Annotated in this window: 29 protein-coding genes and 1 pseudogene; 11 read left to right on the forward strand and 19 right to left on the reverse strand. The window is 71.0% G+C overall.

Features of this window, described 5'->3' with window-relative positions; translation table 11 throughout:
• Positions 1 to 476: 476 nt before the first annotated feature.
• The 4 genes and pseudogenes from ACYVHU_RS03455 to ACYVHU_RS03470 all read right to left on the reverse strand — a co-directional run.
• Positions 477 to 740: pseudogene (locus tag ACYVHU_RS03455) on the reverse strand (DUF6188 family protein); the annotation flags it as partial.
• A 347-nt stretch (positions 741 to 1,087) separates the two neighbouring features.
• Positions 1,088 to 1,819, reverse strand: a complete 732-nt coding sequence (locus tag ACYVHU_RS03460) for an ABC transporter permease (RefSeq protein WP_078759838.1) — start codon at positions 1,817 to 1,819, stop codon at positions 1,088 to 1,090.
• Positions 1,816 to 2,487 carry an ABC transporter ATP-binding protein gene (locus ACYVHU_RS03465; protein WP_078759837.1) on the reverse strand — a complete coding sequence of 224 codons (672 nt, stop codon included), beginning with the start codon at positions 2,485 to 2,487 and terminating at the stop codon, positions 1,816 to 1,818. The genes ACYVHU_RS03460 and ACYVHU_RS03465 overlap by 4 nt, the downstream gene beginning before the upstream one ends.
• On the reverse strand, positions 2,484 to 2,648 hold the full coding sequence (locus ACYVHU_RS03470) for a histidine kinase (protein WP_078759836.1): 165 nt from the start codon (positions 2,646 to 2,648) through the stop codon (positions 2,484 to 2,486). The genes ACYVHU_RS03465 and ACYVHU_RS03470 overlap by 4 nt, the downstream gene beginning before the upstream one ends.
• 268 nt (positions 2,649 to 2,916) lie before the next feature.
• Between ACYVHU_RS03470 and ACYVHU_RS03475 the strand changes: the two genes are divergently transcribed.
• Positions 2,917 to 4,098 carry a sensor histidine kinase gene (locus ACYVHU_RS03475; RefSeq protein ID WP_078759835.1) on the forward strand — a complete coding sequence of 394 codons (1,182 nt, stop codon included), beginning with the start codon at positions 2,917 to 2,919 and terminating at the stop codon, positions 4,096 to 4,098.
• The gene (locus ACYVHU_RS03480; protein ID WP_498947446.1) at positions 4,086 to 4,766 is read left to right on the forward strand and encodes a response regulator; all 681 of its coding nucleotides are present in this window, start codon (positions 4,086 to 4,088) and stop codon (positions 4,764 to 4,766) included. The genes ACYVHU_RS03475 and ACYVHU_RS03480 overlap by 13 nt, the downstream gene beginning before the upstream one ends.
• Before the next feature lie 161 nt (positions 4,767 to 4,927).
• On the opposite strand, the gene ACYVHU_RS03485 is transcribed toward ACYVHU_RS03480, so the two are convergent.
• The 8 genes from ACYVHU_RS03485 to ACYVHU_RS03520 all read right to left on the reverse strand — a co-directional run bounded on the left by ACYVHU_RS03485 (position 4,928) and on the right by ACYVHU_RS03520 (position 11,560).
• Positions 4,928 to 5,959 (reverse strand): protein-L-isoaspartate O-methyltransferase family protein, encoded by a 1,032-nt coding sequence (locus ACYVHU_RS03485; protein WP_498947447.1) that lies wholly within the window; start codon positions 5,957 to 5,959, stop codon positions 4,928 to 4,930.
• Between the two features lie 8 nt (positions 5,960 to 5,967).
• Positions 5,968 to 6,294 carry a lasso peptide biosynthesis protein gene (locus ACYVHU_RS03490; RefSeq protein WP_498947448.1) on the reverse strand — a complete coding sequence of 109 codons (327 nt, stop codon included), beginning with the start codon at positions 6,292 to 6,294 and terminating at the stop codon, positions 5,968 to 5,970.
• Between the two features lie 92 nt (positions 6,295 to 6,386).
• Entirely contained in the window at positions 6,387 to 6,962 is a 576-nt protein-coding gene (locus tag ACYVHU_RS03495; RefSeq protein ID WP_498947449.1) for a GNAT family N-acetyltransferase, read from the reverse strand.
• Positions 6,959 to 7,570 (reverse strand): transglutaminase-like domain-containing protein, encoded by a 612-nt coding sequence (locus ACYVHU_RS03500; RefSeq protein WP_498947450.1) that lies wholly within the window; start codon positions 7,568 to 7,570, stop codon positions 6,959 to 6,961. Before ACYVHU_RS03500 ends, ACYVHU_RS03495 begins: the two co-directional genes overlap by 4 nt.
• On the reverse strand, positions 7,563 to 9,155 hold the full coding sequence (locus tag ACYVHU_RS03505) for a macrolactam cyclase family protein (RefSeq protein WP_498947451.1): 1,593 nt from the start codon (positions 9,153 to 9,155) through the stop codon (positions 7,563 to 7,565). The genes ACYVHU_RS03500 and ACYVHU_RS03505 overlap by 8 nt, the downstream gene beginning before the upstream one ends.
• Positions 9,156 to 9,225: 70 nt before the next feature.
• Positions 9,226 to 9,354 carry an albusnodin family lasso peptide gene (locus tag ACYVHU_RS03510; RefSeq protein ID WP_498947452.1) on the reverse strand — a complete coding sequence of 43 codons (129 nt, stop codon included), beginning with the start codon at positions 9,352 to 9,354 and terminating at the stop codon, positions 9,226 to 9,228.
• A 338-nt stretch (positions 9,355 to 9,692) separates the two neighbouring features.
• On the reverse strand, positions 9,693 to 9,956 hold the full coding sequence (locus tag ACYVHU_RS03515) for a hypothetical protein (RefSeq protein ID WP_498947453.1): 264 nt from the start codon (positions 9,954 to 9,956) through the stop codon (positions 9,693 to 9,695).
• Between the two features lie 1,061 nt (positions 9,957 to 11,017).
• Positions 11,018 to 11,560, reverse strand: a complete 543-nt coding sequence (locus ACYVHU_RS03520) for an ATP-binding protein (protein WP_498947454.1) — start codon at positions 11,558 to 11,560, stop codon at positions 11,018 to 11,020.
• 131 nt (positions 11,561 to 11,691) lie between these two features.
• Here ACYVHU_RS03520 and ACYVHU_RS03525 point away from each other — a divergent pair, with 131 nt between their 5' ends.
• From ACYVHU_RS03525 to ACYVHU_RS03555, 7 genes are all read left to right on the forward strand, one after another.
• Positions 11,692 to 12,549: a helix-turn-helix domain-containing protein gene (locus ACYVHU_RS03525; RefSeq protein ID WP_498947455.1), complete on the forward strand. Its 858-nt coding sequence runs from the start codon at positions 11,692 to 11,694 to the stop codon at positions 12,547 to 12,549.
• On the forward strand, positions 12,546 to 12,857 hold the full coding sequence (locus ACYVHU_RS03530; protein ID WP_498947456.1) for a DUF397 domain-containing protein: 312 nt from the start codon (positions 12,546 to 12,548) through the stop codon (positions 12,855 to 12,857). The genes ACYVHU_RS03525 and ACYVHU_RS03530 overlap by 4 nt, the downstream gene beginning before the upstream one ends.
• Before the next feature lie 243 nt (positions 12,858 to 13,100).
• Positions 13,101 to 13,223: a hypothetical protein gene (locus ACYVHU_RS03535; RefSeq protein WP_498947457.1), complete on the forward strand. Its 123-nt coding sequence runs from the start codon at positions 13,101 to 13,103 to the stop codon at positions 13,221 to 13,223.
• A complete protein-coding gene (locus ACYVHU_RS03540) occupies positions 13,216 to 13,410 on the forward strand; it encodes a hypothetical protein (RefSeq protein WP_498947458.1) in 195 nt (64 codons plus the stop codon). Before ACYVHU_RS03535 ends, ACYVHU_RS03540 begins: the two co-directional genes overlap by 8 nt.
• Positions 13,411 to 13,416: 6 nt before the next feature.
• Entirely contained in the window at positions 13,417 to 13,545 is a 129-nt protein-coding gene (locus tag ACYVHU_RS03545; protein ID WP_498947459.1) for a hypothetical protein, read from the forward strand.
• A gap of 157 nt (positions 13,546 to 13,702) precedes the next feature.
• Positions 13,703 to 14,332, forward strand: coding sequence for a DUF4352 domain-containing protein (locus tag ACYVHU_RS03550; RefSeq protein ID WP_078759833.1), 630 nt, complete (start codon positions 13,703 to 13,705; stop codon positions 14,330 to 14,332).
• A 404-nt stretch (positions 14,333 to 14,736) separates the two neighbouring features.
• The gene (locus tag ACYVHU_RS03555) at positions 14,737 to 15,216 is read left to right on the forward strand and encodes a hypothetical protein (RefSeq protein WP_200813480.1); all 480 of its coding nucleotides are present in this window, start codon (positions 14,737 to 14,739) and stop codon (positions 15,214 to 15,216) included.
• A 544-nt stretch (positions 15,217 to 15,760) separates the two neighbouring features.
• Here ACYVHU_RS03555 and ACYVHU_RS03560 read toward each other — a convergent pair.
• The gene (locus ACYVHU_RS03560; RefSeq protein WP_498947461.1) at positions 15,761 to 16,603 is read right to left on the reverse strand and encodes a Rossmann-fold NAD(P)-binding domain-containing protein; all 843 of its coding nucleotides are present in this window, start codon (positions 16,601 to 16,603) and stop codon (positions 15,761 to 15,763) included.
• On the reverse strand, positions 16,600 to 17,025 hold the full coding sequence (locus tag ACYVHU_RS03565) for a nuclear transport factor 2 family protein (RefSeq protein ID WP_078759831.1): 426 nt from the start codon (positions 17,023 to 17,025) through the stop codon (positions 16,600 to 16,602). Before ACYVHU_RS03565 ends, ACYVHU_RS03560 begins: the two co-directional genes overlap by 4 nt.
• Positions 17,026 to 17,112: 87 nt before the next feature.
• On the opposite strand from ACYVHU_RS03565, the gene ACYVHU_RS03570 reads away from it, so the two are divergent.
• Positions 17,113 to 17,721 (forward strand): TetR/AcrR family transcriptional regulator, encoded by a 609-nt coding sequence (locus ACYVHU_RS03570; RefSeq protein WP_498947463.1) that lies wholly within the window; start codon positions 17,113 to 17,115, stop codon positions 17,719 to 17,721.
• Between the two features lie 170 nt (positions 17,722 to 17,891).
• On the opposite strand, the gene ACYVHU_RS03575 is transcribed toward ACYVHU_RS03570, so the two are convergent.
• The gene (locus tag ACYVHU_RS03575) at positions 17,892 to 20,498 is read right to left on the reverse strand and encodes a hypothetical protein (RefSeq protein WP_498947465.1); all 2,607 of its coding nucleotides are present in this window, start codon (positions 20,496 to 20,498) and stop codon (positions 17,892 to 17,894) included.
• 426 nt (positions 20,499 to 20,924) lie between these two features.
• Here ACYVHU_RS03575 and ACYVHU_RS03580 point away from each other — a divergent pair, with 426 nt between their 5' ends.
• Positions 20,925 to 21,908 carry an AF_0692 family protein gene (locus tag ACYVHU_RS03580; RefSeq protein ID WP_498947467.1) on the forward strand — a complete coding sequence of 328 codons (984 nt, stop codon included), beginning with the start codon at positions 20,925 to 20,927 and terminating at the stop codon, positions 21,906 to 21,908.
• Positions 21,909 to 22,095: 187 nt separating this feature from the next.
• Here ACYVHU_RS03580 and ACYVHU_RS03585 read toward each other — a convergent pair whose 3' ends face one another.
• From ACYVHU_RS03585 to ACYVHU_RS03600, 4 genes are all read right to left on the reverse strand, one after another.
• Positions 22,096 to 22,896: a GNAT family N-acetyltransferase gene (locus ACYVHU_RS03585; protein WP_498947469.1), complete on the reverse strand. Its 801-nt coding sequence runs from the start codon at positions 22,894 to 22,896 to the stop codon at positions 22,096 to 22,098.
• A gap of 109 nt (positions 22,897 to 23,005) precedes the next feature.
• On the reverse strand, positions 23,006 to 23,956 hold the full coding sequence (locus ACYVHU_RS03590; RefSeq protein ID WP_498947470.1) for an STM4015 family protein: 951 nt from the start codon (positions 23,954 to 23,956) through the stop codon (positions 23,006 to 23,008).
• A gap of 568 nt (positions 23,957 to 24,524) precedes the next feature.
• A complete protein-coding gene (locus tag ACYVHU_RS03595) occupies positions 24,525 to 25,514 on the reverse strand; it encodes an aldo/keto reductase (RefSeq protein ID WP_498947472.1) in 990 nt (329 codons plus the stop codon).
• 9 nt (positions 25,515 to 25,523) lie between these two features.
• Complete coding sequence (locus tag ACYVHU_RS03600) at positions 25,524 to 26,408, reverse strand: aldo-keto reductase family protein (protein ID WP_498947474.1); 885 nt, start codon at positions 26,406 to 26,408, stop codon at positions 25,524 to 25,526.
• Between the last annotated feature and the right edge of the window lie 66 nt (positions 26,409 to 26,474).

Raw genomic sequence — 26,474 nt, forward strand, 5'->3', positions numbered from 1 at the left:
TCGGCGTGGGCGCATGGGACGGGGAGCCCCCGTCACCGGCGGTCGCGGCTTGAAAGCGGGGGCTGACACCGCGCCATCGCGCGGACGGCGGCCCCGCGAGGGGCGGTGCCGGCGGGGTCCGCACGTGAAGTGGTGACCCCGTCCGCCGTCTCGTGGTCGCTGGAGGAGTTCCGCCGTGAGGCGGTCGCCTAGCCACGGGAAGGCGCTGTGCCGGCGTGGAGGGCCGGACTCCTCGGCCGGTCCGCCCACGCCGTACCGGTAGACCTGGCGGAGACGGGACTTTGAGGCTCCGCTGTTGGCGATGTCGGCGATGGCCTGTCGGTGCCCCGCGACGGGCCGTCGCGGACGAAGCCGTGGCTCGCCTCCGACGCTGCCGTACCGGGGTTCCGCTCCTGCGTAGGCGCCGAGGCGGCGGTGGACCCCTCCGACGTCGTCGATCTCGGACCTTCCCGGGCTTCCCGGCCCCGGGGAACGGGTCAGGGGACCGGCCCGGCAGCGGACTCGCCTCCTTCCCCGCAACGCCGTCCCCAGCTTCCCAGCCCGCCACCCGGAAAGCACACGAGCAGTTCGCCCCGGGGACCGACGAGACTCCACGCCTCGTATCCGGGGCCGGGCGGCACCATGAGCCGGACGCCGTTGTCGAAGACCAGCCTCAACGATCCGGCCTTGGCGGCCGTGGCCTGGACGATCCTCCTGCCGAAGAGACCCACCAGCCGCACGGCGGCGGCACCGGGTTCCTCCGGGGAAGAAGACGATCCCCTCCGCGAAGTCCAGACGCGCCCGCGTCTCCACGCGCAGCCCCTGCCCGTCCTCGATCAACCGGCAGAACACGGCGTCGAAACAGACCCGGATGACGGTCAGCCCTTCGATACCCGATCTCATTGCCGCCGGCCCTGTGGTCGTGGGAACGCGCCGTCGGGGTTGAGGGGGATGGAGGTGTCGGCCGTCGACCCCGGCTTCCCGCTCAGGTCCACGGGTTGGCCGTGAGCGGTGTGGAACCGGACGTGACCGTTGGGGGACCTCGGAGTGGGATCCATGATGCGGACACTATGGGCATTGCCTGTGGCTCCAGGCGCCTGCCGTCCGGTCAGCGCAGGTAGCGGCGGCGGGTGATGACGAGGAGGTTGGCCAGGAGCGGCAGCAGCAGGAACAGCGCCGTGACCGACCAGCCCACCGCGAGCGCGAGCCCGAGATCCGGATAGGCCGCGTCGGGGACGATCATGCCCACGCTGAGCCGGTAGGCGAAGCAGGTGGGGATCAGGTACGAGAAGTCGGCGGCCATGAACACGAGCGTGGCCACGGTCAGGCCGATCCCGAAGACGTTCACGATGACGACGTTGCGGGTCAGCAGCGTCAGCAGGGCGCACAAGAGCGCGACGGAGGCGATCGACACGCCGACGAGGAGCCAGTAGGCGGCGCTCATCCGCAGGAGCCCCGCATCGGGGTTCTCGGCCAGGAAGAACAGCACGAGACCGACGTGGTTGACCGCGGCCAGCACCACCACCAGGCAGCAGGCGACGGTCAGCTTCGCCGCCCACAGCGCCGGCCTGGACCGGCCGCAGGTGAGCCACTCGAAGTAGGTCCCGTTCCGGAACTCGGTGTGGAAGCAGGCCGCGACGGTCGCGCACACCACCAGGGGCAGGACCATCGTGTACTGGTTGTGGAAGGTGAAGTAGAACCCCTCCAGGGTGGGATCCCCTCCGTTCACCACGTGGTTGACGACCACCATCGCGAAGGGGACCACGTTCAGCACGAGGACGGCCCAGACGAACCGCTCCCGCCGGATCTTGCGAAGCTCGTTGGCGATCAGCGTCCTCATGCCCCGTCCCCCAGGATCGTCGCGTACAGGTCCTCCAGATCGCCGTGGACCTCGCGGGCGGCCATGCGCCGGATGATCCGGCCGGCCTTCATGAACAGCAGGTGGTCGGCGAGGGAGGCGATCTCGGTCAGGTTGTGGCTGGAGACGATCATGCTCGTCCCCCGCTCGCGCTGGACGGCGCGGATCAGCTCCCTGATGTCGCGGATGCCGATGGGGTCGAGGCCGTTCGTCGGCTCGTCCAGCAGCACCAGTCCGGGCTCGCCGAGGAGCGCCCGGGCGATGCCGAGCCGTTGGCGCATCCCCAGGGAGGTGCGTGAGAAGCGCAGGTCCGCCCGATCGCCCAGACCGACCTCCGCCAGCAGGCCGGGGATCTCCCCCAAGGGGGTCCGCAGGTAGCGGGCGTGCAGCTCCAGGTTCTCCCGGAGGGTCAGGCCGCCGTAGAACGCGGGGTACTCGATCAGGCGGCCGACCCGCAGGCCCGGCGCGCGCTCGATGACACCGGTGTGGTCGTTGGCCCCGAGGATCGACTTGAGCAGGGTCGTCTTCCCCGAGCCATTGGGGCCGAGCAGTCCGTAGACGTGTCCCGGTTCGATCCGCAGGTCGATGTTGCGGAGCACCCGGGTGCGGCCGTGCGCCATGGAGACGTCGCGGATGTCGAGCAGGCTCACGCGACCACGATCCACAGGCCGAAGAGGACGGCGTAGGCGAGGAGGAGGACACCGGGAAGGACGTAACCCCTCTCCTCGCGCGGTGAGAGGAAACGGAGCGCCCCGATGGTGATCGCACCCGCGAACGCGACCATCGACGCGACCAAGAGCGCCGCTGACATGGAACTCCTTGCTGTCGGAAACGGTTCCCCGGAGGTGTGCCGGGGCGGTGCCGACCACGCTAGGAGGGCACCCGCGCCGGCGGCAGTGTCCCCGGTGCCGGGAGCGCCGTCGCGCGGCCCCGGGGCGTTGTCCGGCGGCCGGCGAGCCTGGACCCGGGTACCGGCGGGATGGCCGCGGGTACCGTGCCCGCTGGACCGGGGTGCCCGTTCGGTGCCGTGGACCCCTGTCGGGGGAGAGCGCGGTGAGCAGCGGCTATACGGTGGGGCCGTGAGGATCACCGGCCGTCTCGTCCCCTGGTCAACCGTGGTGTTCGTCGTCCTCGCGGTCATCGACTCCTACCTCGGCAACAGGATCACCGTCCCCTGGCCCCTCCTGGCTGCCGACGCGGCCCTGGGGGCCGGGCTCGTCGTGGGGGGCCGCGGGTTCGGGTCCCGCCCCTGGGCCCGGTGGGTCGTCGCCGCGGCGCCGGCCGTCTCGACCGCCTCCATCGGTCTGGCCGGGCTCGTGGTCGCGCGGTCCGCCTCGGGGCGGCGGTGGCGGCAGGCGCTTCCCCTGTGCGGCCTCTTCGCCGTGGCCCTGGCCCTCGGCCTGCACGCCCCCTGGACCCCGCTGGAGCCGATCGAACCGCTGTGGGTGGAACTGCTCCTCGTGGCCGTGGCCGTCGCGGCGCTGGCCGCGGCCTCGGCCTACCGGGGTGCCCGCGCCGACCTGGTCCGCGTGCTGCGGGAACGGGCGCTGGACGCCGAACGGGAGCAGCGCTTCCGCGTGGAGAACGCCAGGATGGAGGAGCGCAACCGCATCGCCCGGGAGATGCACGACGTCCTCGCGCACCGGCTCACGCTCATCTCGCTGAACGCCTCCGCGCTCACCTACCGTCCCGACCTCGACGCCGCCGACCGTGACGCCCTGGCCGAGGAGATCCTCACCAACACCCGCCAGTCGCTCGCGGAGGTGCGCGGCATCCTCTCCGACCTGCGTTCGCGCGAGGGGGAGGCCGAGGAGGCCGATCGTCCGCAGCCGACCTTCGACGAACTGGGCCGGCTCTTCGAGGAGAACCGCAGGGCGGGCGTCCGGCTGGAGGTGCGTGACGAGGTGAGCGGACGGCTCCCGGCGCCCGCGAACACCGGCCGCCACGCCTACCGCATCGTCCAGGAGGCCCTCACCAACGCCCGCAAGCACGGTGCCCCCGGCCGGGTGGAGGTGCGCATCACGCCCGACGGGGCGGAGGCGGTCCTCATCGAGGTGCGCAACCCCGTCCGCAACCGTTCCGGCGCCGGGGGAGCGGATGCGGCGGGCGGGGGCCGCGAGGGCGCGCACACCGGGGCATCGGACTCCGGTGTGGGACTCGTGGGCCTGGCCGAACGCGCCGCCATCTGCGGCGGGTCCCTGTCCTGGTCCGACAGCGCGGACCACTTTGAACTGCGGGTGCGCCTACCATGGTCGCCGTGAACGAGCCGGTGCGAGTGGTGGTCGTCGACGACGACCCGATGGTCCGGCGTGGCCTGCGCCTGCTCATCGGAGGCGGGGCGATCGAGGTGGTCGCCGAGGCCGGTGACGGGGAGGAGGCGGTGCGGGTCGTCGCCGAGCACGCGCCTGATGTGGTCCTCATGGACCTGCGGATGCCCGGAACCGACGGGGTGACCGCGACCGAGCGCATCCGAAGCGCCCCCGGGGCGCCGCCCGTGCTCGTCCTCACCACCCTGGACTCGGACCGCGCGCTGGTCCGCGCCCTGCGCGCCGGCGCGAGCGGGTTCCTCCTCAAGGACGCGCCCCCGGACGAACTCGTCGAGGGCATCCTCGCGGTCCACCGGAGGCGCACGCACCTGGCCGATTCGGTCACGCGCCGGCTCATCGGCCTGGCCGTCGGCGGCGGGGACGACGACACGCGGCGCCGCGCCCGCGAGCGCGTCGCCACGCTCTCCGATCGCGAGCGCGAGGTGGCCCTCGCCGTCAGCCGGGGCCTGTCCAACACCGAGATCGCCGACAGCCTCTTCATGAGCGTCAGCAACGTCAAGGCGGTCGTCGGCCGGGTGATGGCGAAGCTGGACGCGCCGAACCGGGTGCTCGTCGCCAACACGGTGCGCGACGCCCGGCTGGGGGACGACGGGCGCGTCTAGCCGCCGCCCCGTACCGCTACCTAGCGCCGCTGGGGGTGCGGCGGCTTACCGAGCGGTGTCCGCAGTGCCACACGAAGGACCTCACCCGGATCACCGAGCGAGGCCCTGTCATGTGTGACTACTGCGGCCTGAGCATGCAGGAGGCCAACCAGTGAGTGAGGTCAAGAATGGGCGGGTTCGCTTCGCTCTGCACGCACCTGCCACCCACTGCCCTCCCGGCGGAGCACAGGGCGCACCTGCGCCCATCCCGGGCAGCCGGCGGTTCGCCACTCCTGGACCCACCCACGCGCCGTGGACTCAGCGGGGGTGCCGATGGTGAGAGCGTCTAGCCCGACCGGTCGGAACAGGAAGGCCCCGGCTGCGTCGGCCACGCCAATACCGAACCCCTGCGGCCCTCCGAGGACGACCAGCTCGCTCGGATGTGTGGCGTACAGCCAGGCCCGGAACGCTGCGGGGTCGTCGCCGTCCTCGAATACCCGGACTGTCCGTACTCCGTCAGCGAACCGAGCCAACAGGCTCTCGGCGTCGGCCGGGTGCTCCTTCGCCCACGCCCCTGCGATCCACCACGTCGCGCCCTGGTCGTCCTGCGCGTGAGCGTCAACGCCTCGGGGTGGAACCGTCCATTGGTCGAGGTCGGCCCCGTGCATCTCGACGTACCCGCCCTGAGTCAACGCCAGGCCCTTCAGCCCGTGGCCCTCGCCGACCTTTGCGGTCACCACGGCGTGCGTCTTGACCAGCCCTGCCAACTCGACCGGGGCAACGATCAACCCACCGGGACGAGTCTGTTCGACCCAGGTGTGCGGAATCACTTCCGGGGTCGTCCAGGCGACCACGCGGTCGAACGGAGCACCCTCGGGAGCACCCTCGTGACCGTCCGCAGCCAGCAGCACGACGTTGTTTCGGCCTCCTTGGACGTGGAGCCTTCGCGCTCGCTCGATCAGCTCGGGGACGATGTCCACGGTCACCACCGTCCCTGAGGGGCCGACGAGTTCGCTCAGCAGAGCGCTGCTGTAGCCCGAACCCGTTCCGATCTCCAGCACCTTCATGCCGGGCTGGAGATCAAGCCCGTCTAGGGTGGCGGCGATGCGCTCTCGGGCCGTGGTCTGCGTGACGAGAGATCCGTCCGCGTTGAGCGTGTAGACGTCTTCGGGTACCGCCGCCAGGGCAGCAGACACGCGGGGGTTGTACTCCATGACGCCTTTCAGGTTCGGGTGATCACGATGAACGGGCGGTCGGGCTCTTCCTGCTCCCCAACAGGGGTCCCCTCTGCTTCGACCCAGGCATGAGCGGCGTAGGGCATCAGGCGTACCCCGATGCACCAGTCCACAGCCCTGCGCATCAGTATCCCGGTCAGGGCTGCGGCCAGGCTGAGTTCCAGGCATGCGGCCCGTCCGGGGAACCGCCGGGCAGCAGCTCGTGCTGCGGCGACCGCGTCGGCAGCCTCGGAAACGGAGGCAGGTCGGGTGCGGCGCTTGAGTACCGCCAGGGTTTTCACGCTGTACTTGAGCGGGAAGCACAGCAGTACCACCGCCGCCCGCCTGGCCCTGGTGCCGCTGCTGGGGGTGCGGCGGCTTACCGAGCGAGGCCCTGCCGTATGCGGCTACCGCAGTGTGGAGGCCGTCATTGGAACTTCTGCTTGACCAGCGAAGGCCCCGGGAAGTCGGCGGGGACCGCGTCCATGTGGACCTCGTTCACTCGCTGCCCGAGCCACATGTTCGAGTCGCGGCGGATGCCCTGCCGCTTGAACCCCGCCTTCTCATAGGCCCGGATCGCTCCAACGTTGGGTTCGAGCACGGTCAGCCAGACGCACGCCATGTTCGCGACGTGGAAGGCCCAGTCCAGGACGAGGCGGGTGGCCTCGGTGCCGATGCCCCGGCCGTGGTGATCGGGGTCCATGGTCACGATGTACTCGGCGTTGCCGCGGGCGGTGTCCATGGCGAGCTTGGCCAGTCCCACCGGGACCGCGGGGTCCTTGGTGACGTCGTAGAGGGTGAAGCGGATCTCGTCGCCGCTCCCGCCGTCGATGAGAATCGCCCGGGTGGTGCGCAAGGGCTGGGGGCTCTGGCGGTTATAGCCCACGATCGTGCTGATCTGCTGGTCCAGTCGCCAGTAGGTTTCGAGCAGGTCTTCCCGGATCGGCCCCAGGCCCGCGACCTCGCCGCGAAGCCACAACCAGGGAGCGGTCTCGTCGTTCATACATGTTCCTTGTTCTTCTCGGGAGCGATGGTCAACAGCTTGGCGCACCGCCGGGTGCTCGGAGGTTCGGCGACAGGGGTCCCGCCGACCGAGATCCAGGCGTGCAGAACGATCGGGTCGCAGCGGACTCCGTGATGCCACGCCACCGCCCGCCCCTGGAGAGCGATCGCGACGACCGCGGCCACCGATGATTCCAGGCAGGCCATCCGGCCGGGCAGAAAACCGAAGTGTCGAACTGCGTTCACCGTCTCCTCGGCAAGGGCCGATGTCGCTATGCACCGGGGGATCGAGGATGCTCGGCGCACCAGCCCGACCATCCGGCGCATCCGCCTTCTTCGCGCTCCGATCGTGGCGACGATCAGCATCACGACGACGCCCAGGCCAGCGGCCAGGAGCGCCCGTGCGGATACCCGGGGCGGAGGCTCCCACCCCAGCGGCACTTCGTGGGTACTCCACGACGGCTCCCACGGTACGCGCGGGACCGGCGGCTCGGCGGAGGCTTCCCTCCACCGATCGGCAACAGCCGGAGCCAGGAGCCGGGTCCGCCCGGTCGCGTAGTCCACGACCAGCAGCCACCCGTGATCCAAGGCGCACGCGCGCTCAGACATCCGCCGCCTCCTTCCAAGGGACGGGCTCCAGTGCCCGCCACCACGCCTCGAAGGCGACGACGAGTTCGATCGGGCCAAGGTCTCCGGCCCCCGCGGCAAGAGAGCGCATCCGGGCGCGGGCTGCCGGAACGTCGATGAGGCCGACTTCGGCGAGGTGCCCGTCCAGAAGGGCGTCCACCTGCGGCAGGGATCGGCGCAACCCTTCGTAATGATCAGCGGTGGTGGTGGCCTTGGTGGTCCTATGACGCAGCGCGGAGGGCAACACGTCGGCCATCGCCTCTACCAGCACCGGCTTGTACCGGGCGGGCTCGGGCATCTCCTCCGAGCTCATCGACAGGTAGGCGTCGATGACCTGGGCGTCGAAGAAGGGGTTGTCCAGCCGCACCCCGAAAGCAGCAGCGAGTTCAATGTCAGCCCGCGCCGATCGGGCGCTGTCGATGAGCGTACTGATGATCTTGTGGTGCGTCCGGCTCGGCAGCTCCAGACCGGTACGCGGCAGTGTGGACGCCCGGCCATGGTTCAAAGCTTGGCGCAGGGACATGCGTCGCACCTGGGCGAACCGGCTCGCCGCCCCGAGAGTTCGGAAGGGATGCCTGCGAATCGTCTCAGCGAAGTAGACCGAGGGGGTCACCAGCAGCGCGTCTCCTCCGTCCCCGGTCATGTGAATGCCGGAGCCGTGGGTGTCCAGCCAGCGCATGTGGTCCCGAAAGCTGGCGAGGGAAACGGCGCTCACCGGGGGCTCGTCGGTCGGGGGAAGGACGAGATCGCTGTAGGGGGCGTGCGTGTGGTCCCGGCTGATCCAGGCATGGGCCAGGCCCGGGGCGCCGATCGCCCCGTGGATGTAGTCCAAGTCTCCTCCGCTCGTGATCCCTGCGGGGTGAAGCGTCGTCGCGATGATCGTTCGGGAGGTCGGGGCCAGCCGGCGGGCGGCGAGCAGGGAGAGGCTAGTGGAGTCGAGCCCTCCGGAGAAGTCGCTTGTGGGGTTCTCGAACCGGTCTACGCGGAGGGCGACGGCATCCTCCAGCGCCCTGCGGAGCCTGCGTGCGACCGGAACGGGCGACGGGCGCGGTGTCCATACCGGAGTCGCCGTCCACCCCCCTCGGTTCAGGTGGACGCGGTGTCCGGCGGGCAGGCGCTCGATATCGGCGAACAGGGCGTGCTCGATGGGTTGGCGTTTGATGAACGCCGCGACCGCGCCGAGGTCGAGCCTCAGCGGGGAACGCAGGGAAGCGAGCGCCCGGGCGCTGGTGGACCAGATGACCTCACCGTCGTCACCGTGGCGGACATAGACCGGGAGAGCGCCGAGGCTGGTCCAGATGCGGATCTGCTTGTCTTCGAGGTGGACGGCGACGTAGGCCCCGGGCCATCGCCAGGACACGTCATCGGGGACGCCTGGACGGACCGCATCGGCCACCTGCTCCCGGTTGGCTCCGCACAGCCCGAGTAGGACGAGGACGCCATTCTCCGTGATGGTAACGATGGGCGGGTCTGCTGTAGGCGTGGCCCAGAGATCGGGCAGCCCTGGCAGCGTACGCGTTCCTGAGGGGAGCTTTCGTCGGCGCGCCCCGGCTATGCCTCCGAACAACCTGCCTCCTCATCGTAGGGAGGGGCGCCCGCCCCGAGCAGGCGCCCCCGTGTTGCGAACAGGCAGGCGGCTAGTTGTAGATCTTCCGCTTGTCCTCGTTGTCGTCAGAGCCCTCGCCCAAAGTGAGGACGGCGGCGTCGCCCAGGTCGATAATGGCCTCCTCGGCCTCGGGTGGGGCAGGGGGCATCGGAGCGTTCATGCTTGGTGATCCTTTCTGTTCGAGGGTGGACGGGTACCGTTGGCCCGGCACCGGGATCACACACCAGGAGGAGGGCTCGCGGTGTGTGGAGCTTTCTTACTATGTCTTCGGGCCAGCAGCAGGCAACGGCCAGCCGCGAAGACGGCGGGAAGCGGACACATCCCCGACGCGTGCGCGGACATCTCTAGCCGTGCGTGGAACACCCCCACTGAGGGTGTGTCCGCTGAGTGCAGCCATGCACACCACACTCCGGACCGGTCTGCTCCCGGCTCATCTTCTCCATGGCGGTCTTCATCGCGTCTTCTTCGTCTGTCACAAGATTTCCTTCCCGTGGTGGACTACTCGGCTTCGTCTTCCTGCGGAGCGGGGACATATCGGGCGGCCCAGAGGCCCGGAAGCGGGCGTCCCGAGGTGATCCACCGGTGGAGCGCGTTGAACATGCTGTCCGCGTGCTGGAGGGCGAACAGCGCCTGCTCCCGGGTCACGTCGGGGTCCCTGTGGTCTCGGAGGGCATCCGAGACACAGTCGAAGAGGAAGTCCGCGCGTTCACGCTCTGCGCGGTCTTGTCCCTGTAGAGCGCTCTGGTTGTTCTCTCTGTTCATAAGGCTGTCCAGGTCGTAGGGGCTAGGGGACGGCGTTCGTCGCGCGGGCCACGGCAGCGGTCACCGCGGCCGCGCATCCGGTGCACGCTTTCGTGTGCGCGACGAGGGCCTCCACCGATGCCTCCCAGATCTGGACCATGAGGTCGGGGTCATAGGTCCGGATCCAGGCGTTCAGGCCCCGGCCGGCCGGACATGCGGGGGCAGGGATACGCACAGCGCGGCGTGAAGCCGTACCCGGCCCGCACCCTCGTCCGACAGCAGCGTCCAGCCGCGTTTCCGCAGCCGGGCGGACAGCTCAGGGAACGCGTGGTAAGCGTCCGGGGCCGGGCGGGAGGACGGTCCCCGCCCGGAACACGGATCGGCACCTCCACACATTGTGGTCACACGCCCTCCCCGACCTGTTACGCGATCCAGATGCGCCACCTGCTTCCCGCAGCCGGATCGTGCTTTCGATGTCCATCGTCAGCGGCGGTGATGTAGAAGCGTTGGTCATCTTCAGGCGTCCATGCCATCGGGTGGCCTGGATCCTCAGCACGTCCTCAATCAGGTACCTCCGGTGCTCCCCTGGGGGCCGGGAGTGTCGGATCGCGCCGCTCTTCGCCCACCTGAGGAGGGTGGTCTGATGAACCTGTAAGGGACGCCTTGTCTCAAGAGCGGTCATGAACAGGGACTTCAGAGGGCGAGCGGCATCATCAATGTCGTCGGGCTCCGAAGAGACGCCGATGCAGACCATAGGGGGCAACAAGGGCTCCTTCGTGGGATTCGTGAAAGGCGCGACGGTGCGGGGCGAGCGCATCAAAGGGACGGACGCTCTCACCACTGGGGAGGTGGGTTCACCGCACCGCCGCGCCGGTCTGGTGGGGTATGTCGGATGATCTGCCTATAGAGCAGATCAAGGTCAGGAGCGGAGAGCTTGAGAGGGTGGTCTCCTCCTCGTCGGAAGGCCCAGAAGCGGCGTGACCCAGGACCCCAGAACACGACCCATCTGGCCCCGATGTGCCGCTGGAAGTCGCGTGCTGCCCCTCGCTGAAGTGCATCGTCCTCGCGTTTCCAGGTCACCGCTACCGCTCCTGGGTGCGGTCGATGTCGAACCACACTGTGGTCCGGCCGCCCTCGTGATGTAGGAACCCCCACCGAGTGGACATGTCCTGCACCATTCGGAGGCCGAATCCGCCGAGGTCGCCCCCGCCGGCCTCGATATCGACGTCCTTGATCCGAGGCCCATGCCCAGGCTTCTTCGGTCCGTCGTCGATGACCTTCACTTGAGTGGTCGCCCCGGTCTTGCTGACGACGATGACGACTTCACCACCAGGGTCTCCGCTACGACTGTGGCGCACCGCGTTCGCGAAGAGCTCTGTGGTGAGGAGAGCGATGTCGTCGTTCTCGGCCATGGGGCGTCCTGCGCAGGCGCGGACCCATCGTCGGGCGACGACCGAGAGTTCCCGGAGGCCGTAGATCGCAACTGCGTCGCCCATCGGCAGGTCCCGATTCCGGCTGGTGATCACTGGCGTCCTCAGGTCCATGTCACGGACACGACGCGGGGGCGGCAGTTCGGGCACGGACGGCTTGGTCCTCTGTTCCTGCAACTTGATCACCTTGCCCACAGAGATCACCCTCAGTTACGACTCGGGGACGTTCGGGGTTCGCCGATAGAGCAAGAATGCACGTAAGCCCAGTCACATGCAAGGGGTTCAATGCAACCTGTCATATGCATGGCTCGGTGTAGAGTGCGGCCATGGGCAGGCATATCCCCACCGTGCGCACTCGAAGGCTTACGAGCGAGCTGCGAAGGCTCCGTGAGCAGGCTGGTATGACGTGGGAGGACGTCTATGAGCCGATGGGTTGGTCCGAGTCAAAGATGTATCGGATCGAGAACGACAAGTCGCGCGTCCTCCCTCGCGACGTCAAGCGGCTCCTCACCCTCTACGGCGTCACCGGCGAGGAGTTCGATGCGCTGATGGAGCTGGCCCGGAAAGCCACCGAGAAGGGCTGGTGGCACGAGTACGGCCAAGACCTGCCGACCTGGTTCAGCTTCTACGTCGGCCTGGAAGACGCAGCCGCCAGCCTTCGCGAATACCAGATGTCATTGGTTCCGGGGCTCCTTCAGACCGAGGCGTACATGCGCGCAATCCTGTCCACCGCACCTGTGACCGATAGCGATGACGGGATCGAACGCAAAGTCAAGGTTCGCCTTGCTCGGCAGGCCCGCGTCACCGCAGCCGACAACCCACTCAGCCTCTGGATGATTCTCGATGAGGCCGTGATCCGTCGTCTGGTGGGCGGTCCCAGTGTCATGCGCGGACAGCTGGACCACCTCGTTGACCTTGCAGGTCTTAGGACTGTAACTCTTCAGGTGCTTCCTTTCAGTGCTGGCGAGCACGCTTCGATGCTCGGTGCCTTCGTCCTTCTGGAGTTCCCTGGCGCCGACGACCCAGATGTGGCGTACCAGGAGTCTCAGACGGGAAGCCTCTACGTGGAGAAGCCCGAGCAGGTCGGCCGGTATAGCCTGATGTTTGATCACCTGCGAGAAAAGGCGCTCAGCGGTAAGGAGTCGCTGTCGCTCATCAAACAGGTTGCGAAGGACCTGAAGTGAACAGCACCGAGATAGCACAGGAGTCCCAGATGGACCTGTCACAGGCCCGATGGCGCAAGGCTCGAAGGAGCGGCAACAACGGAGGCGCTTGCGTCGAGGTGGCCGCGCTGCCAGGCCGCGACGTGGCCGTGGAGAACAAGCGTGGAGACGATGAGGTCTTCGTAGTCCGCGACTCCAAGAATCCGGGTCGGCCAGCGTTGGTCTACACCCGCGCCGAATGGGATGCCTTCGTTGAAGGCGTCAAAGACGGCGAGTTCGACAGCGAGAAGCTGATCGCCGCGATGAAGAGCACAGTGACGGCTGGGTAGTTCGTCCTGCCGCTTGCGTGCTCCTGTGCACTACCCCCATCTCCTCCTCTTCCTCCAGACCCTCAAGGCCCGCTCTTGGGGGTCTCTCTTCTGGGGGATCTCTACTCTGTGGACACGATGTCGCAGGCAGCGAAGGAGTGAATCGCGGTGGCGGAGACGCCGATTCAGCACTTCCGAGCGGCCCAGGATCTCTGGGATGCCGGCCTTGCCCGAGCAGCCCGTGAAGGGCGGTCTCTTCCCTCCGTGCTGCGTACTCTCCTGCGGGCCTACGGGGACGGCACCCTGGTGGTGGACGAGGGCCGTATCACGATCATCCAGCCGCACCAGCTTGAGCAGGCCAAGCGGAAGGCGGAGGGAGATGGGTAGGGCGCATGGGCGTCTGCTCCGCTGGGACGAGATCGAGCGGGACCACGGTATCCCGTGGGGGACCTTGGTGTCGTGGGTCCGCCGGGGCCACCTCCGCCACTTCGCCACCGCCGGCCGGACGCACCTCTACCTTGAGGCCGGCATGCTGAGGTGCCAGGCCGAGGCCGTCCAGAAGCCGTCGTCCTGATGGGTGATGGTGACCTCCGACGACGAGGTCACCATGCTGATCAGCCGGATGATGGCGAAGCTGGACGCGCCGAACCGGGTGCTCGTCGCCAACACGGTGCGCGACGCCCGGCTGGGGGATGACGGGCGGGACTAGGGCGTGTCCCGGCGCTCCACGGGCGCAAGGACGCGACGCGCGACGGCGCGTTCGGTTGACACGGTGGCCGAGGTCGGCCACCGTGTCCGATTTGCGAATTACGTGGTTCGTGTTGTCCGTATGGTCGGGATCCCCCAGTATGTCGAGGAGCCCCCGCATGGATCAGCACCCTCAACAGCCCGTTCCGTCCTCGTCGCCCGCGCCGTCGTCCTCCCCGAAATCCCGGAACGGCGCGCCCCGCTGGATCGTCCTGGTCGCCGCCGCGGCGGTCGCCTTCGGTGTCGGAATCGCCGCGGGCTGGTTCGGCCATCAGACCTTCGGGGTCACCACCATCGAAGGGGCGCTCGCCGGGGGCGGCGGGGAGCCGGCGCAGGCCGTCGATCAGGCCGGGGAGGCCCCCGAGGGACCCCCGCCCCTGGGCACCACCTCGGACGGCCTGTTCGAGTACGAGGTCGTCTCCATCGACCGGGCCGCCTCCTACGACGACACGGAGTGCGGTAACCAGTACCAGGCGGCGGGCGAGTTCGTGACCGTGACACTGGGCGCGACGAACATCGGCAACGCCGCGGCGATCCCCGCGGTCGACCCGGGCGAGGTCACCGCGTGGTCCGCCGAGGGCAACAGCTACTCGACGTTCATCGACATCTGCTCCTTCGCCGACTCCACCAATCCCGGCAACTCCACCGAGTACACCGTGACCTTCGACGTCCCCGAGGGGACCGAGTTCTCCGTACTGGAGATCACCTCCTACGAGTCGAGCAAGACCGCCGTCATCCTCGCCGAGTAGCCGGTCCGGACGCGCGGACGCCACCCCGTCCGTTCGAGCAGCCGCGCACAGGGCGTATGAGCCGGACCTCGCGGCCGATCTCGCCGACGTCGCGGCGACCACGTGGCCGGGATGGCCGTTGGGACGGTCCAGGGCCGCGGTGTCGGCTGACACGTTTCGCCGGCGGTCGCTTCGCCACCGCGCGGACACGGTTGGCGGGGTGGGGACGCGCGAACGTTCACGCCCCGCTGGACGTGGCGGCCGGTCCGCCCGGGGTGAGGGTCCGGCCGCCCGATCCCGGTGCGTTCCGACACCGCGGGGACCGGATCCCCTTGCAGGGCGGGGCGGGAACCGATCCGGCGGTTAGCGTGTCTTACCCGAGTCGGGCGATCGCGGTCTGCGGGCCGGTGCGGAAGGACGGTGGCGTGGTGGATCCCTCGGTTCTGGCGGGGCTGGCGGCGAGCGGGGCCGATGTGGTGGTGCAGGCCATGGCCACCGACGCCTGGATCATGGTGCGCGACCGGATCGCGGGCCTGTTCGGGGCGGGCCGCGAGCAGGTGGCCGGGGAACTGGAACAGGCCCGTGCCGAGGTCGTGGCCGATGACGCCCTGGCCGCCGACGCGGCCGCGGAGTGGCGCAGCCGGTTGCGCCGCCATCTGGCCGCCCATCCCGAATCGGTGGAGGAGCTGCGCGCCGTCCTGGCCGAGTTCGCCCCCGGTGAGCGGGGGCGGGTGGTCAACACGATCACCGGTGACGTGTACGGCACCGCCATCCAGGCCGGCACGATCCATGGCGGCGTGCGCACCACCACCTACGGCGGTGAGCACGCCGAGCGGCGCGGCCCCCGGGCCGGTCGTGACGTGTCCGAAGGGCAGGCCGGCCACGGAGGGACGGAACGCGGTTGAGCGTGGCCGCGGGGAGCCGGGCGGGCTCGGGGGCGCGGTGCTCCCGGACGGGGGAGCGTGGGGCCGGTGGGGCGCCGGCCGGTCGGCGCCTCGACCGCCTCCGGGGGGACGCGGTGCCGGCCTGACCCGTCCCGAGACGTCGTGGACCCGAGCGGAGGGGGAGCGGCCGTCGGTGTCGGCCGGAACAGGGGCGCGGGCGCCCTGCGCCACGACCGCCGGTTCGGCGTCCCCGGCCGAGGTCCCGCGTCCCCGTTCGACGCCGTGCGAACACGTCTCCGTGCCATCCGGTGTTCCGCCCTCCCGCGTCCGAAGCCGGACACGGGAGGGCGGGGCGCGAGTGGGGGCGGACGGTGGCGTCCCCTCGTGAGCGGCGACCGAGGGCTCGGGGCGGCCCTGACCGGGCGCTCGGCGGTGGGTCAGAGGCCGTGCCGGCCATCGGAGCGCGGGAGGCGACGGGGCGGTCGCCACGTGCCCGGCGCCGCGGCCACGACGGCCGGGCCGAGACCCCGCGGCGTAGACCGGGCCCCTCGACCGCCCCGGAACGTCAATCGCCGGGCCGCGTCTCCTGTTCGAGGAGGGCGCGGAAGGACCGCGCGGGTCGGCCGGTGACGCGCTGGACGGTGTCGGTGACACGCTCCTCGGCCCCCTCGGCGATGGCGTGGTCCATGTCCGCGAGCAGGGCGGCGAACCGCGCCGGAACCTGTGCCGTGAGGTGGTCGCGCATCTGCTCGCGGGACAGGCGGCGGTGGACCACCGGCCGGCCGGTGACCTCGGTGATGATCGTGGCGATGTCGTCGTAGCTGAGCGCCTCCGGTCCGGTGAGGACGAGATCGGTGTTGGGGGCATGCTCGTCGGTCAGGGCGTGGACGGCGACGGCAGCGATGTCCCCGGCGTCGACGAAGCCGACCCGGCCGTTCCCGGTGGCGGTCAGGAGGGCGCCGTGCTCACGGATGCCGTGGGCGTGTATATGGGTGCCGGTGAAGTTCTGCATGAACCACGAGGGCCGCAACACCGCCCACTCCGCGAACAGGTCGGGCAGGGCCTGGTGCACCGCTCCCACCGCGGGGCCGCCAGCGGGGATGGCGGAGGAGCTCAGCAGCACCGCGCGGTGTATGCCGGCGGCACGGGCCTTGTGGAGGAAGGGCAGCATGGTCGCCGCCGGGTCGAGGTCGCCCACGGGCGGTACGAGGTAGACGCGGTCGACCCCGTCGAGGGCCGCGCTGTGGGTCGAGGAGGCGTACCAGTCGAAGGCGACCGGCTCCGCGCCGGGGACCGGGGTGGCGTGGCGGCTGGCGGCTTTGACCCGGTGACCGGCGGCCGTCAAGCGCGCGGCGGTGCGGCTGCCGGTGGTGCCGGTGGCGCCGATGACCAGGGTGGGGGCGCTCATCGCCTGCCTCCGGTGAAGTCGATGCCGGGTTCGAGGACGGCGAGGGGGTTCCAGTAGTCGCGATAGGAGGTGATGTGACCGTCCTGAACGGTCACGACGGCGATGTAGGTCATGTCGAAGGGGCTGTCGGTCTCCACCACGCGGCCGACGCCGCGCATCTCGACCACGATGGTCTGCGGATCGGTGGTCTGGTGGATGCGCAGTGCGGGGAAGTCGTGCAGGTCGATGTGGTCGGGGTAGGCGCGCATGTAGGCGGCGATGGCGTCCCTGCCCTCCAGGCGCCGGGGCCAGCCGTCAGGGGCGAAGGGGAACTCCATGACGCCGTCCTCGGCCCATAGGCCGACCCAGGCGGGAATGTCCTTGTCCAGTAGCAGTCGCAGGCTGTGGCGGTACAGCTCTGCCGGGGAGGTCGGTGCGGACATGGGCGTCCTCCGTCTCGTAGAATCCGGACCTTGAGTCCGCTTCCAAAAATACGGACCCGCGGTCCGTTTTGCAACCGGAGGAGCCGCATGCCCGAGCACAGGTCCCGCAAGGACGCCGTCCGCAACCGCGAGGCCGTTCTCACGGCTGCCGACACCCTCTTCTCCCGCTGCGAGAGTCCCGAGGAGGTCACCATGGCCGATATCGCGGCGGCGGCCGGAGTCGGCAAGGGGACGCTCTTTCGGGCCTTCGGCGACCGCGTCGGGCTGCTGCGCGCGCTCTACGAGGCGCGGCTCGAACCGCTCAGGGAGGCCGTCGAAACCGGCCCGCCGCCCCTGGGGCCCGCCACCCCGCCGCGGCAGCGCGTCCCCGCCCTGCTCGACGCCCTCCTGTGCTTCAAGCTCGACAACCGGCACCTCGCGGTGGCCCTGGAGGAGAGCGGGAGCGCCAGCCCCTACCAGGTGGAGCACTACGAGCGCTGGCACGGCCTGCTCCGGGCCGCGCTGGGGCGGATCCCGGACCTGACCGACAGTGACTTCACCGCCCACGCCCTGCTGGCCGCGGTCCGCGCCGACCTCGTCGAACACCTGGCCGGCCAACAGCGCGTGCCGCGCGAGAGGCTGCGGGCGCGACTGGCGGACTACACCGCCAGGGTCCTGGCCCCCGGCCCGCCGGGGCAATCGACCACCGAGGACTGATCAGGCGTTCGGCGGAATCGTGCCGGCAGACCGGCCAGGGGTCCGGGGAGGATGCGCCGGGAGGCTCCGACGCCTGACCACGGGTCCTCGGCGGGCCGCCAGGAGACGGGACGGGAGGGCGCCCCTCGGGCGCCCTCCCGTCCGGGACGGCCGGCTCGGCCGAGGAAGGCTCAATCGGCGAGGCCGGCGCGGTCGGCGCGGACCCGCTCCACCAGCGCCTCGCGGCGGCGCAGGAGCTCGGCGGCGGCGGTCACCACCCGGACCACGCCCGCACGGGTCGCGCCGTGCGTCACCTCGGGCAGCCGCTCGGCCAGGACATGAAGCACCCCCTCCTCTCCCTCGGCCAGGTGGGCGTCGAGCAGGGCCCGGGCCTGGTCGGGGCCGACACCGCGCAGGGCGCGGGACGAGCCGGGGTCGCGGAGTTCGAGGAAGTGCCAGAAGCCGACGGGCGGGTAGAACGGCAGACCGCCCTTGGTCCGCTCGCGAAGCTCCACGGGCGCGATGAGCACCTCCCACTGGAGGGTGTCGTCGTCCGCCGAGTAGCAGCAGACCTCCTCCCGGTGAGTGATGTCGCGCCCCTGGGTGACGACGAGGTCGACGTCGGTGCCGGGGAAGCGCAGGATCGCGTAGGGGTCCCCCATGGCGCGGGGGCGGTGGTGCCGGGCCCGCCGGCCGTCGGCCCCCTCGATGACGTAGTCGTCGGAGTAGGCGCCGGGGCGTTCGGTGGCGGCGGCGATCCGGAACCCGGAGAGCCCGTCGGCGTGGCCGAGAGGCGAATCGACCCCGTCGGGAAGGCGGACCAGGGACAGGTTCTCGTAGTCCCAGCGCAGGCCCTCGCCCGGGTCGCCGGAGAAGAAGTCGGGCAGGGACGGATCCGAGGCGACGCCGTCGCCGGTCCAGGCGTGCCAGCCCGGGGGCTCTCCCCGGTCGTCACCGAACCACACGGTGGTGCCGTCGGTCATCTGCCCCGACCACCGGTGCTGCGGCGGGGTCGGCAGGAAGCGGTATCCCGACCACTCGCTCTTGGAGAAGGAGGAGTACTCCTTGGCCCAGCTCGCCGTCTCCTCGTCCTGTGCCCAGTCCGGCACGGGAGTGTCGGGCCGGTCGGACCAGTACGCGGTCTTGGGGTGCCCGTCGAGGTCGGCGACGAGGAAGCGGCCGTCCAGACGGCGCACCACCGGGGGTCTGCCCTCACGCGCGGGCAGGTCGAGGTCGGCGACCCGTCCTGTGTGGTCCACGGCGATCGCGCGGTCCCGCCCCACCAGGGTGAGGGTCGGCCAGGAGGAGCACACGCGCAGCACCGCGTCGGGGCCTCCGAGCTCGGCGACGGCCGCGTCAAAGGCCGGCCAGCCCAGTTCCTCGGGCAGGCCGCAGCGCAGGGCGCGCAGCAGGGGGCCGACCGGGTCGATGGCGGCCAGGTCGTCCTCGACCCCTTCAAACGCCGCGATCGCGGCGGGGTCCAACAGGCTGTCCAGGGCGCGCAGGCTGGAGGCGGCGCGAGGAAGCCCGGCCCCGCCGATCTCGGCCATGAGGCGTTCGACCCGGGAACGCACCAGGGGGACCACCTCCGCCACCTCCGGGAAGAGCCCGATGGCGCTGCGCGCGCCGGGGCGCACCGTGCGGTGCGGGTCACGGTGGTACCGCGAGACCTGCCGCTCCACGCGCGGCCCCAGCACGGGGTGGCCGAACAGGTGGCGCAGGTGGGGGCCTTCCAGGAAGAAGAACTCCAGGCCGCGCGGAGGGATCTGGACCGGGATGTCCTCGGCCAGACAGGCGGCGAGCAGCGCGGCGTCGAGCCTGACGTGTCCCACCTCCGATGACCAGGTGTCGATGGGGCGGTCCTCCGCCCTCAGCCGTGGGGCCAGCCGCGGGAGGATCCCGTACAGCCCGGACGGCATCCTCTGCACCATGACCCCCTGCTGGGTGCCGATGAACTTGTGCAGGCGGCTGAAGCGCTGGAGCCAGCCCGCCACCCCTCCCCGAGGGGTGATATCGCCGCGGGCCAGGGCGTCGACCGCCCCGGAGGCGTCGAGCATGCGCAGCCACGCGCCGCCGTCGTTCCTGGACCAGCGGTCGGGCGGGAACAACTCCCAGAACGCGGCCAGGTGCTCCCCGGGGGGCGGGGTCGCGGCGAACACCTTGGCCGCCCCCGTGAACAGGGCCGGTGGCACGGCGGTGCCCCGGGAGGCGGCGAGCACCCCGGCGAGCGCGCGGGACTGCTCCTCCTTCCCCACGCCGGCGGCCTTGGCGCTCTTGGCCAGCAGGCTGTGGGTGCTCGCCGCCGGGGCGCTGCCCGCGGCGGCGCGGGCGGTGACCAGTTCGGCGAGGGCCGGATAGGCCCGTTCCGGGGGGAGGGTCTGGGTGATCCACTTCTGGAAGGCGCTCACCTCCTTGGCGGGCAGGACGCCGTGCCGGGCCATGAGGAGGGTCTGTGCGGCGTGGTGGTCCACATCGACCGCGAGGCCGTGTTCGGCCTCGGCCTTGCGGGCCCGGGCGTGGGCGCGGGGCGCGGCCCACAGGCACTTGGCCCCGCCCGTCAGGAGCAACGCCCGCGCCACGCTGTCCCAGAACCAGGGCCGGAGTTCGGGGGGCAGTTCCTCGGCCTGGTAGTCCATGAAGCGCAGGAAGCGGTCGGCCTTGCGGTGCACGCTGGGCAGTTCCCTGCGTACCCGCTCCATGGCCGCTTCTGCCAGGGGGAGGGATTCGGGACGGTTTCGGCGCGTCCAGTCCGTCAACAGGCGAACATCGTCGAGGGGCGCGGGGGTGGTGAGGGACATGGCCGGATCATGGCAGGGGCCGGTGACAACCCCTACGTGACGGGCCGGCTCGCTGGTCACGGCCGGGCGGGGAGCCGGGGTCGCCTTCCCGAGGCCCTGTGCGGTGGCCGCGCGGCGCCGGCCGGAATCCGGTCCGCCGCCGGGCTCGGTGAAGCGCCGTCCGGTCCGGGCGGCGGCGGGCCCGGACCGTGCTCGGCCACCGCGGGGCGTGTCGCGGGTCGGCCGCGCCGTCTGCGCGGGCGCGAGGTGTGCTCCGCCTGTCCGACCGGTCAACCAGGGGCAACCGGAAATGTCAGATAAGTGGCTTTTAGGAGGGTGTCGGGTGGTGAGGCGTGACGAGAACATCGCCGTGACGGGCGACCCCGCCCTCCCGCATCCGGACACCGCCGGACGCGGTGGCCCGCCGTTCGAAGGCCCGTGATCCGCATGTCCCGTGTGCTGCCCGCCCTGGTGCTGTTCGTCCTGTCCCCGTTCGTCGCCGAGTACCTGTTGGGCAACCTGTCCCTCACCGACCCCACGACCCTCATGTCCTCCCTCCCGCTCGCCCTGCTCTACGGCGGCGGGGCGCTCCTCATCCGGGAGACGACCCGGCGCGCGGGCCGGGGGTGGCCGACGATCCTGCTGCTCGGCGCGGCCTACGGGCTGGTCGAGGAGGGCGTGGTGACCCAGTCGCTGTTCAACCCCGACTTCATGGGATACCGGCTGCTCGACTACGGCTACGTCCCGGCGCTGGGCACGGGACTGCCGTGGGCGGTGTATGTGATCGGCATCCACACCGTATGGAGCATCGCCGTGCCCATCGCGCTGACCGAGGCGCTGTTCCCCGGCCGCGCGCCGTGGCTGCGCCTGCCGGGGCTGGTCATCGTCGCGGTCGGCTACCTCCTCGCCGCCGCCGCGCTCACCGCCGGCCTGATGTACGGGAACGGGAGGTTCGCCTCGACGGCGCAGTGGGTGGTGGTGGGCGGCATCGTGCTCGCGCTGGTGACGGCGGCCTTCGTCCTGACCCGCCGGGTGCCCGGACCCGAGGCGGACGACGCCGCGGCGGCGGGCCCGCTGTGGGTGCCCGCCGCGGTGGGGTTCGGGGGCGGGGCGGTGTTCTTCCTCGCCTACGCCCAGGAGCCCCTTCTCCCGCCGGCCCTCGCCCTGGCGATCCAGGCGGCCGCGGTCGTCGCGGTGGTGGTGTGGGCGGTCCGGCGCTCGGCCCGCCGCGCCTGGACGGACCGGCACCGCTGCGCGCTGGCCGCGGGGACCGCGCTGGTCTACTGCTGGGGCGGATACGTCATCCACCTGTCCCACTTCGGGACCGCCTTCGCCGGACTGGCCGTGCACACCGCGGTGGTCGTGGTGGGCCTGGCCGTCGTGGCGGGCGCCGTCCGCAGATCCGCGACCCACGCCGCCGCGCCGCGCTGACCGTCCCACGCGCGCCTCGGACCTCCCCGTCCCTCCTCGGGGATGCCCACGCGGCGGACCGGGCCGGGCGGACACGGCACGCCCGCGAGGCCCGCCGGCATCGTCCCCGGGTTCCCCGCTTCCGGCGTCGCGAACGCGCTCCGAGGCTGTGGGGCGCCCACACGGCCGGGCGCCCCGAGGCGGCGGGTCAGTTCCTCAGGCCGTAGAAGTGCAGCGGCGAGTTCGGCTCGAAACCGATGCGGGGGTAGACGGGCGCTCCCGCCGCGGTCGCGTGCAGGGTGGCCCGGGTCAGGCCGGTGGCCCGGGCGCCCTCGTACAGGGCCTTTCGCGTCACCGCCTCCGCGTACCCCCGGCGCTGCCACTCCGGGGCCGTGGCGACGAGCGCGACGAAGAGACGACCGTCCGCCTCCACCGTCGCGGCGCACGACACCGCGACACCGTCGCGTAGCCCCAGGTAGGCGTGCGCGCGCTCCTTCCACAACGCCGACCCGAGGAGCCCGTCGCGGCCGTCCTCCAGCGGGAACCCGTAGGCGCGCGAGTTCAGGTCCGCGTAGGCCCGTAGCTGTTCGTCGGTGCCCACCCGCTCGAACGTCAGGTCGGGGTGGAACGGTTCGGGGATGGGAAGGAGGTCCCCGGCCATGCCGGCGCCGGAGAAGGCGTACTGTAGGCCGGCCCTCTCAGCGGCCGCCCGCACCCCCGCGCGCGCCTCCTCGTCGAGGAGGTCCTCGAAGAGCCACAGGAACCCGGCGCGCCTCTTGGCGCGCATGATGTCGGCCGCTTGCTCCAGGCGCTGTTCGAGGAGCGCGCCGTCCGCGCCGACCTCGGTCAACGTGACGCAGTTCCAAAACGCGAACCGGCAGTCGGCCCAGCGGACCGCGATGCCCGGAAGGTCCCGCACATCGGCGTCCGCGTCGCGGTCGAGCACCATGGCGCGCCAGGCCACGGCGAGCTGTTCCATCGATTCGATCGACTCAGCGCGAACCGTCATCACGACCCCCGGTGGTGGAGCTGGGAGAGAGCCCGTCCAGTAAACGCCACCCCACCGCCCCGCGTCCGGCCGATGGCGACATTCGTGACGCTCCCGACGGTCGCGACGCTCACTCGCCCGCCGCCACGTACCTTCCCCCCACCCGGCCGGCCTGCTGCCTTCCGGCGAGGTTGACCCGCACCCCCGAGGGTTCCAGGGCCGCGCGCAGGCGCCGCATCATCTCCTCCGACAGGAAGTGGTGTTCGAGGTCGAGCAGCCTGAGGTGGGTGAGCGGCTGCCCGTGGAGGAGGGCCTCGGCGCCGGCGTCCCCGAGGGTCCCCCGCCCCAGGTGCAGGGAGACGAGCCGGGCGACGACGGGGGCGTGGGCGACGGCGGCGGCGACATCGTCCTGTATGTCGCTGTCCTGGAGGCCCAGGTGTTCCAGCGAGGGCAGGAGGTCACCGTCGAGAATGGGGGCCAGGTCGGCGACGGCAGTGGTGCGCCCGTAGTACCACTCACCAAGCCACAGGTCCAGGTGGCTCAACGCGGGCAGGTCGGATTCGACGAGACCGCGCACCACCTGAACGGGCAGGCCGCCGTTCTCCAGGCGCAGGACACGCAGGTGCTCGTGCCGCACCGGCGACAACAGGTCCTCGCTGGCCCCGCGCACACCGAGTTCCTCCAGGTAGGGGTAGGCGGACAGGACGGGGGACACGTCGCTCTGGGCGATCCAGGACAGCTCCGACTCCTCGGAGTCGAGGTCGGCGAGGTAGACGGCCTTGAGCCCGGTGAGCCGGTCGGCGGCGGCGGCGAGCAGCTCGACCGTCTCGCCGGGCTCGTCGAACTCGATCTCGTTCCCGTAGGCGCCCGCGCCCAGGATCAGGGCCCGTACCCGGTCTGCGTCCACCGTGTCGAGGAAGCGTTCCCAGCACTCCTCGAACTTCTCATCGTGCTCTCTCTCGCCCGTGGCCAGCTTCCAGGCGACCGCGTCGGCCGCCGGCAGCGGTGCCTCCGGGGCGTCCGGCTCGGGGAACTCATAGACGGGGAGCCCGTACAGCTCGCTGAGGTGCTCAAGGGTCATGCGGCGGTTCCCTTCGGGGGGCGGACGACGGCCACGGGCGGCGGGCGCGCCGATCCCGGCCTGTGCGCTGTTGTTCTACCAGCGTCCGCCGACGCCCGTGGCACCCCGGCGAGGACGGGCGCGGGGAGGGGGGGGCCGCGCCGCGCCACACCGTGAGGCCGGCCTTCGGCGGGCGCGCCCCCGCGCGGGTCCGCCGGGCGACGGGCACCCGGCCGACGTCGCGCGCCGGGGCGAGGGGCACGGCGCCACCGCGTCGCCGAAGGGCCGTGCCGGCGACGCGGTGGCGTGCACGGCCGGGAATCGGGCCGGTCACGCCAGTCAGGACGACGGCGCGGGCACTTCGTGCCCGGCCCGGGGCGGCCCGCCGGTGACCGCCCGCGCGCTGGACGGGGCGCGGGGTCCACGACCGCGTGGACACGCCGCCGGCCGGCGCCCCCGCGACGCCCCGCCCGGCCCGCGCGCCGCCGGCCGCGGTCCCCGTCCACGTCGGGGCCGTCCCGGACGGGAACCTCCCCGCGACGCGAACGGGGCCGGACACACATCGCGCGTGTCCGGCCCCGCACCGTCCTCACCGGCCGACCATCGCCATCCCGGCGGCGTTGTAACGGTCCCCTCGGACGCCCACCCGCGCGGCGAGCGCGTCGAGGTCGGCGGTCTCGTCGGCCGAGAGCGCCACCCGGGTGGCGTCGGCGTTCTCGTCGACCCGGCTACGGCGTCGCGTCCCGGGGATCGGCACGATCCACGGCCGCTGGGCGAGCAGCCAGGCGAGCGCGACCTGTCCCGGCGTGCTCCCCTTCGTCTCGGCGAGGACACGGACGTGTTCCACCAGCGCCTTGTTGGCCTCGATGTTGTCCGCCTCGAACCGCGGGATGGTGGCCCGGATGTCGCCGGCGGTGAACTCGGTCGACGCGTCCACGGTTCCGGTCAGGAAGCCCTTGCCCAACGGGCTGAAGGGGACGAAGCCGATGCCCAGTTCGCCGCAGACCGCCAGCACCCCCGCCTCGGGGTCACGGGTCCACAGCGAGTACTCGCTCTGCACCGCCGTGACCGGGTGGACGGCGTGGGCCCGCCGGATCGTCTCGGCGCCGGCCTCGGACAGCCCGAAGTGGCGCACCTTGCCGGACTCGACGAGCTCGCCGACAGCGCCGGCGACGTCCTCGATCGGCACGTCGGGGTCGACCCGGTGCTGGTAGAAGAGGTCGATCACCTCGGTCCCGAGCCGTCGCAGCGAGGCGTCGGCGACCCGCCTGATCTGCTCGGGCCGGGAGTCGGTCCCGGCCATCCTGCCGTCGCGGATGTCCCAGCCGAACTTGGTGGCGATCACGACCTCGTCGCGCAACGGCGCCAGCGCCTCGCCGACGAGCTCCTCGTTGACGTAGGGCCCATAGACCTCGGCGGTGTCGAAGAAGGTGATCCCCGCCTCCTCGACGGCGTGCCGGATCACGCCGATCATCTCGCCGCGGTCGCCGGGGTTGGGGCCGTAGCTCTGCGACATGCCCATGCAGCCGAGTCCGATCGCGGAGACCTCCAGCCCCTGGCCGAGCGTGCGCGTGTGCATGGTGCCTCCTCAGGCTTCGGGGATGTCGATCCAGAAATTCTCGCGGGTGATGTCGGCGGGCTCGGGACCACCGCGGACACCGGTGTCCAGCGCGTCGATGGCGGCGAGCTGGTCGGCGGTGAGCTCGAAGTCGAAGACGTCGAAGTTCTCCGCGATCCGCGACGGCGTCACCGACTTGGGGATCACCTGCCGGTTCTGCTGGAGGTGCCAGCGCAGCATCACCTGGGCGGGCGTCCTGCCGTGCGCGGCCGCGATCTCGCCGATCACCGGGTCCTCCAGCGTGGAGCCCTTCGATCCGTCGCGGTAGAAGGTGATGCCGCCGATCGGCGACCACGCCTGGTTGAGGATCCCGTGCTCGGTGTCGTAGGCGAGCAGCTCGGACTGCCGGAAGTAGGGGTGCACCTCGATCTGGTTGACCGCGGGCACGACCTCGGTCTCGGCGAGCAGCCGGTCGAGGTGGTCGGGCATGAAGTTGGAGACGCCGACCGCGCGCACCCTGCCGTCGGCGTACAGCCTCTCCAGCGCCTTGTAGGCCTGCACGGTCCGCTCGAACTCCCCGGGCAGCGGCTGGTGCAGGATCAGCAGATCGATCTGGTCGATCCCGAGTTTGCCCGCGGACTTGTCGAAGGCGTGCAGCGTGTCGTCGTAGCCGTAGTCACTGATCCAGACCTTGGTCTCGACGAACACCTCGTCGCGGGCCAGGCCGGAGCGGCGGAGGGCCTCCCCGACCTCGCGCTCGTTGCCGTAGGCCGCGGCGGTGTCGATGTGCCGGTAGCCGGTCTCCAGGGCCGTCGTGACGGCCGCGATGGTCTCCTCCGGCGGTGTCTGGTAGACGCCGAACCCGAGGACCGGTATCCGTACATCGTTGTTCAGGGTGAAGTTCGGGATGCTCATGTTTTCCTCACGTTAAGTCGGTTGCGGCTCGCCCGGAAGCGTCCGACGTACCGGATACTCGCGCTG

This window comes from Marinactinospora endophytica, assembly GCF_054780875.1.

What these genes read in the sequence shown, in the direction of transcription:
- ACYVHU_RS03460 (WP_078759838.1), bottom strand. Translation starts at nt 1,819, where the DNA reads ATGAGGACGCTGATCGCCAACGAGCTTCGCAAGATCCGGCGGGAGCGG.
- ACYVHU_RS03470 (WP_078759836.1), bottom strand. Translation starts at nt 2,648, where the DNA reads ATGTCAGCGGCGCTCTTGGTCGCGTCGATGGTCGCGTTCGCGGGTGCG.
- ACYVHU_RS03480 (WP_498947446.1), top strand. Translation starts at nt 4,086, where the DNA reads ATGGTCGCCGTGAACGAGCCGGTGCGAGTGGTGGTCGTCGACGACGAC.
- ACYVHU_RS03485 (WP_498947447.1), bottom strand. Translation starts at nt 5,959, where the DNA reads ATGGAGTACAACCCCCGCGTGTCTGCTGCCCTGGCGGCGGTACCCGAA.
- ACYVHU_RS03495 (WP_498947449.1), bottom strand. Translation starts at nt 6,962, where the DNA reads ATGAACGACGAGACCGCTCCCTGGTTGTGGCTTCGCGGCGAGGTCGCG.
- ACYVHU_RS03500 (WP_498947450.1), bottom strand. Translation starts at nt 7,570, where the DNA reads ATGTCTGAGCGCGCGTGCGCCTTGGATCACGGGTGGCTGCTGGTCGTG.
- ACYVHU_RS03510 (WP_498947452.1), bottom strand. Translation starts at nt 9,354, where the DNA reads ATGAACGCTCCGATGCCCCCTGCCCCACCCGAGGCCGAGGAGGCCATT.
- ACYVHU_RS03515 (WP_498947453.1), bottom strand. Translation starts at nt 9,956, where the DNA reads ATGAACAGAGAGAACAACCAGAGCGCTCTACAGGGACAAGACCGCGCA.
- ACYVHU_RS03525 (WP_498947455.1), top strand. Translation starts at nt 11,692, where the DNA reads ATGGGCAGGCATATCCCCACCGTGCGCACTCGAAGGCTTACGAGCGAG.
- ACYVHU_RS03540 (WP_498947458.1), top strand. Translation starts at nt 13,216, where the DNA reads ATGGGTAGGGCGCATGGGCGTCTGCTCCGCTGGGACGAGATCGAGCGG.
- ACYVHU_RS03545 (WP_498947459.1), top strand. Translation starts at nt 13,417, where the DNA reads ATGGTGACCTCCGACGACGAGGTCACCATGCTGATCAGCCGGATGATG.
- ACYVHU_RS03550 (WP_078759833.1), top strand. Translation starts at nt 13,703, where the DNA reads ATGGATCAGCACCCTCAACAGCCCGTTCCGTCCTCGTCGCCCGCGCCG.
- ACYVHU_RS03560 (WP_498947461.1), bottom strand. Translation starts at nt 16,603, where the DNA reads ATGAGCGCCCCCACCCTGGTCATCGGCGCCACCGGCACCACCGGCAGC.
- ACYVHU_RS03565 (WP_078759831.1), bottom strand. Translation starts at nt 17,025, where the DNA reads ATGTCCGCACCGACCTCCCCGGCAGAGCTGTACCGCCACAGCCTGCGA.
- ACYVHU_RS03570 (WP_498947463.1), top strand. Translation starts at nt 17,113, where the DNA reads ATGCCCGAGCACAGGTCCCGCAAGGACGCCGTCCGCAACCGCGAGGCC.
- ACYVHU_RS03575 (WP_498947465.1), bottom strand. Translation starts at nt 20,498, where the DNA reads ATGTCCCTCACCACCCCCGCGCCCCTCGACGATGTTCGCCTGTTGACG.
- ACYVHU_RS03580 (WP_498947467.1), top strand. Translation starts at nt 20,925, where the DNA reads ATGTCCCGTGTGCTGCCCGCCCTGGTGCTGTTCGTCCTGTCCCCGTTC.
- ACYVHU_RS03585 (WP_498947469.1), bottom strand. Translation starts at nt 22,896, where the DNA reads ATGACGGTTCGCGCTGAGTCGATCGAATCGATGGAACAGCTCGCCGTG.
- ACYVHU_RS03590 (WP_498947470.1), bottom strand. Translation starts at nt 23,956, where the DNA reads ATGACCCTTGAGCACCTCAGCGAGCTGTACGGGCTCCCCGTCTATGAG.
- ACYVHU_RS03595 (WP_498947472.1), bottom strand. Translation starts at nt 25,514, where the DNA reads ATGCACACGCGCACGCTCGGCCAGGGGCTGGAGGTCTCCGCGATCGGA.
- ACYVHU_RS03600 (WP_498947474.1), bottom strand. Translation starts at nt 26,408, where the DNA reads ATGAGCATCCCGAACTTCACCCTGAACAACGATGTACGGATACCGGTC.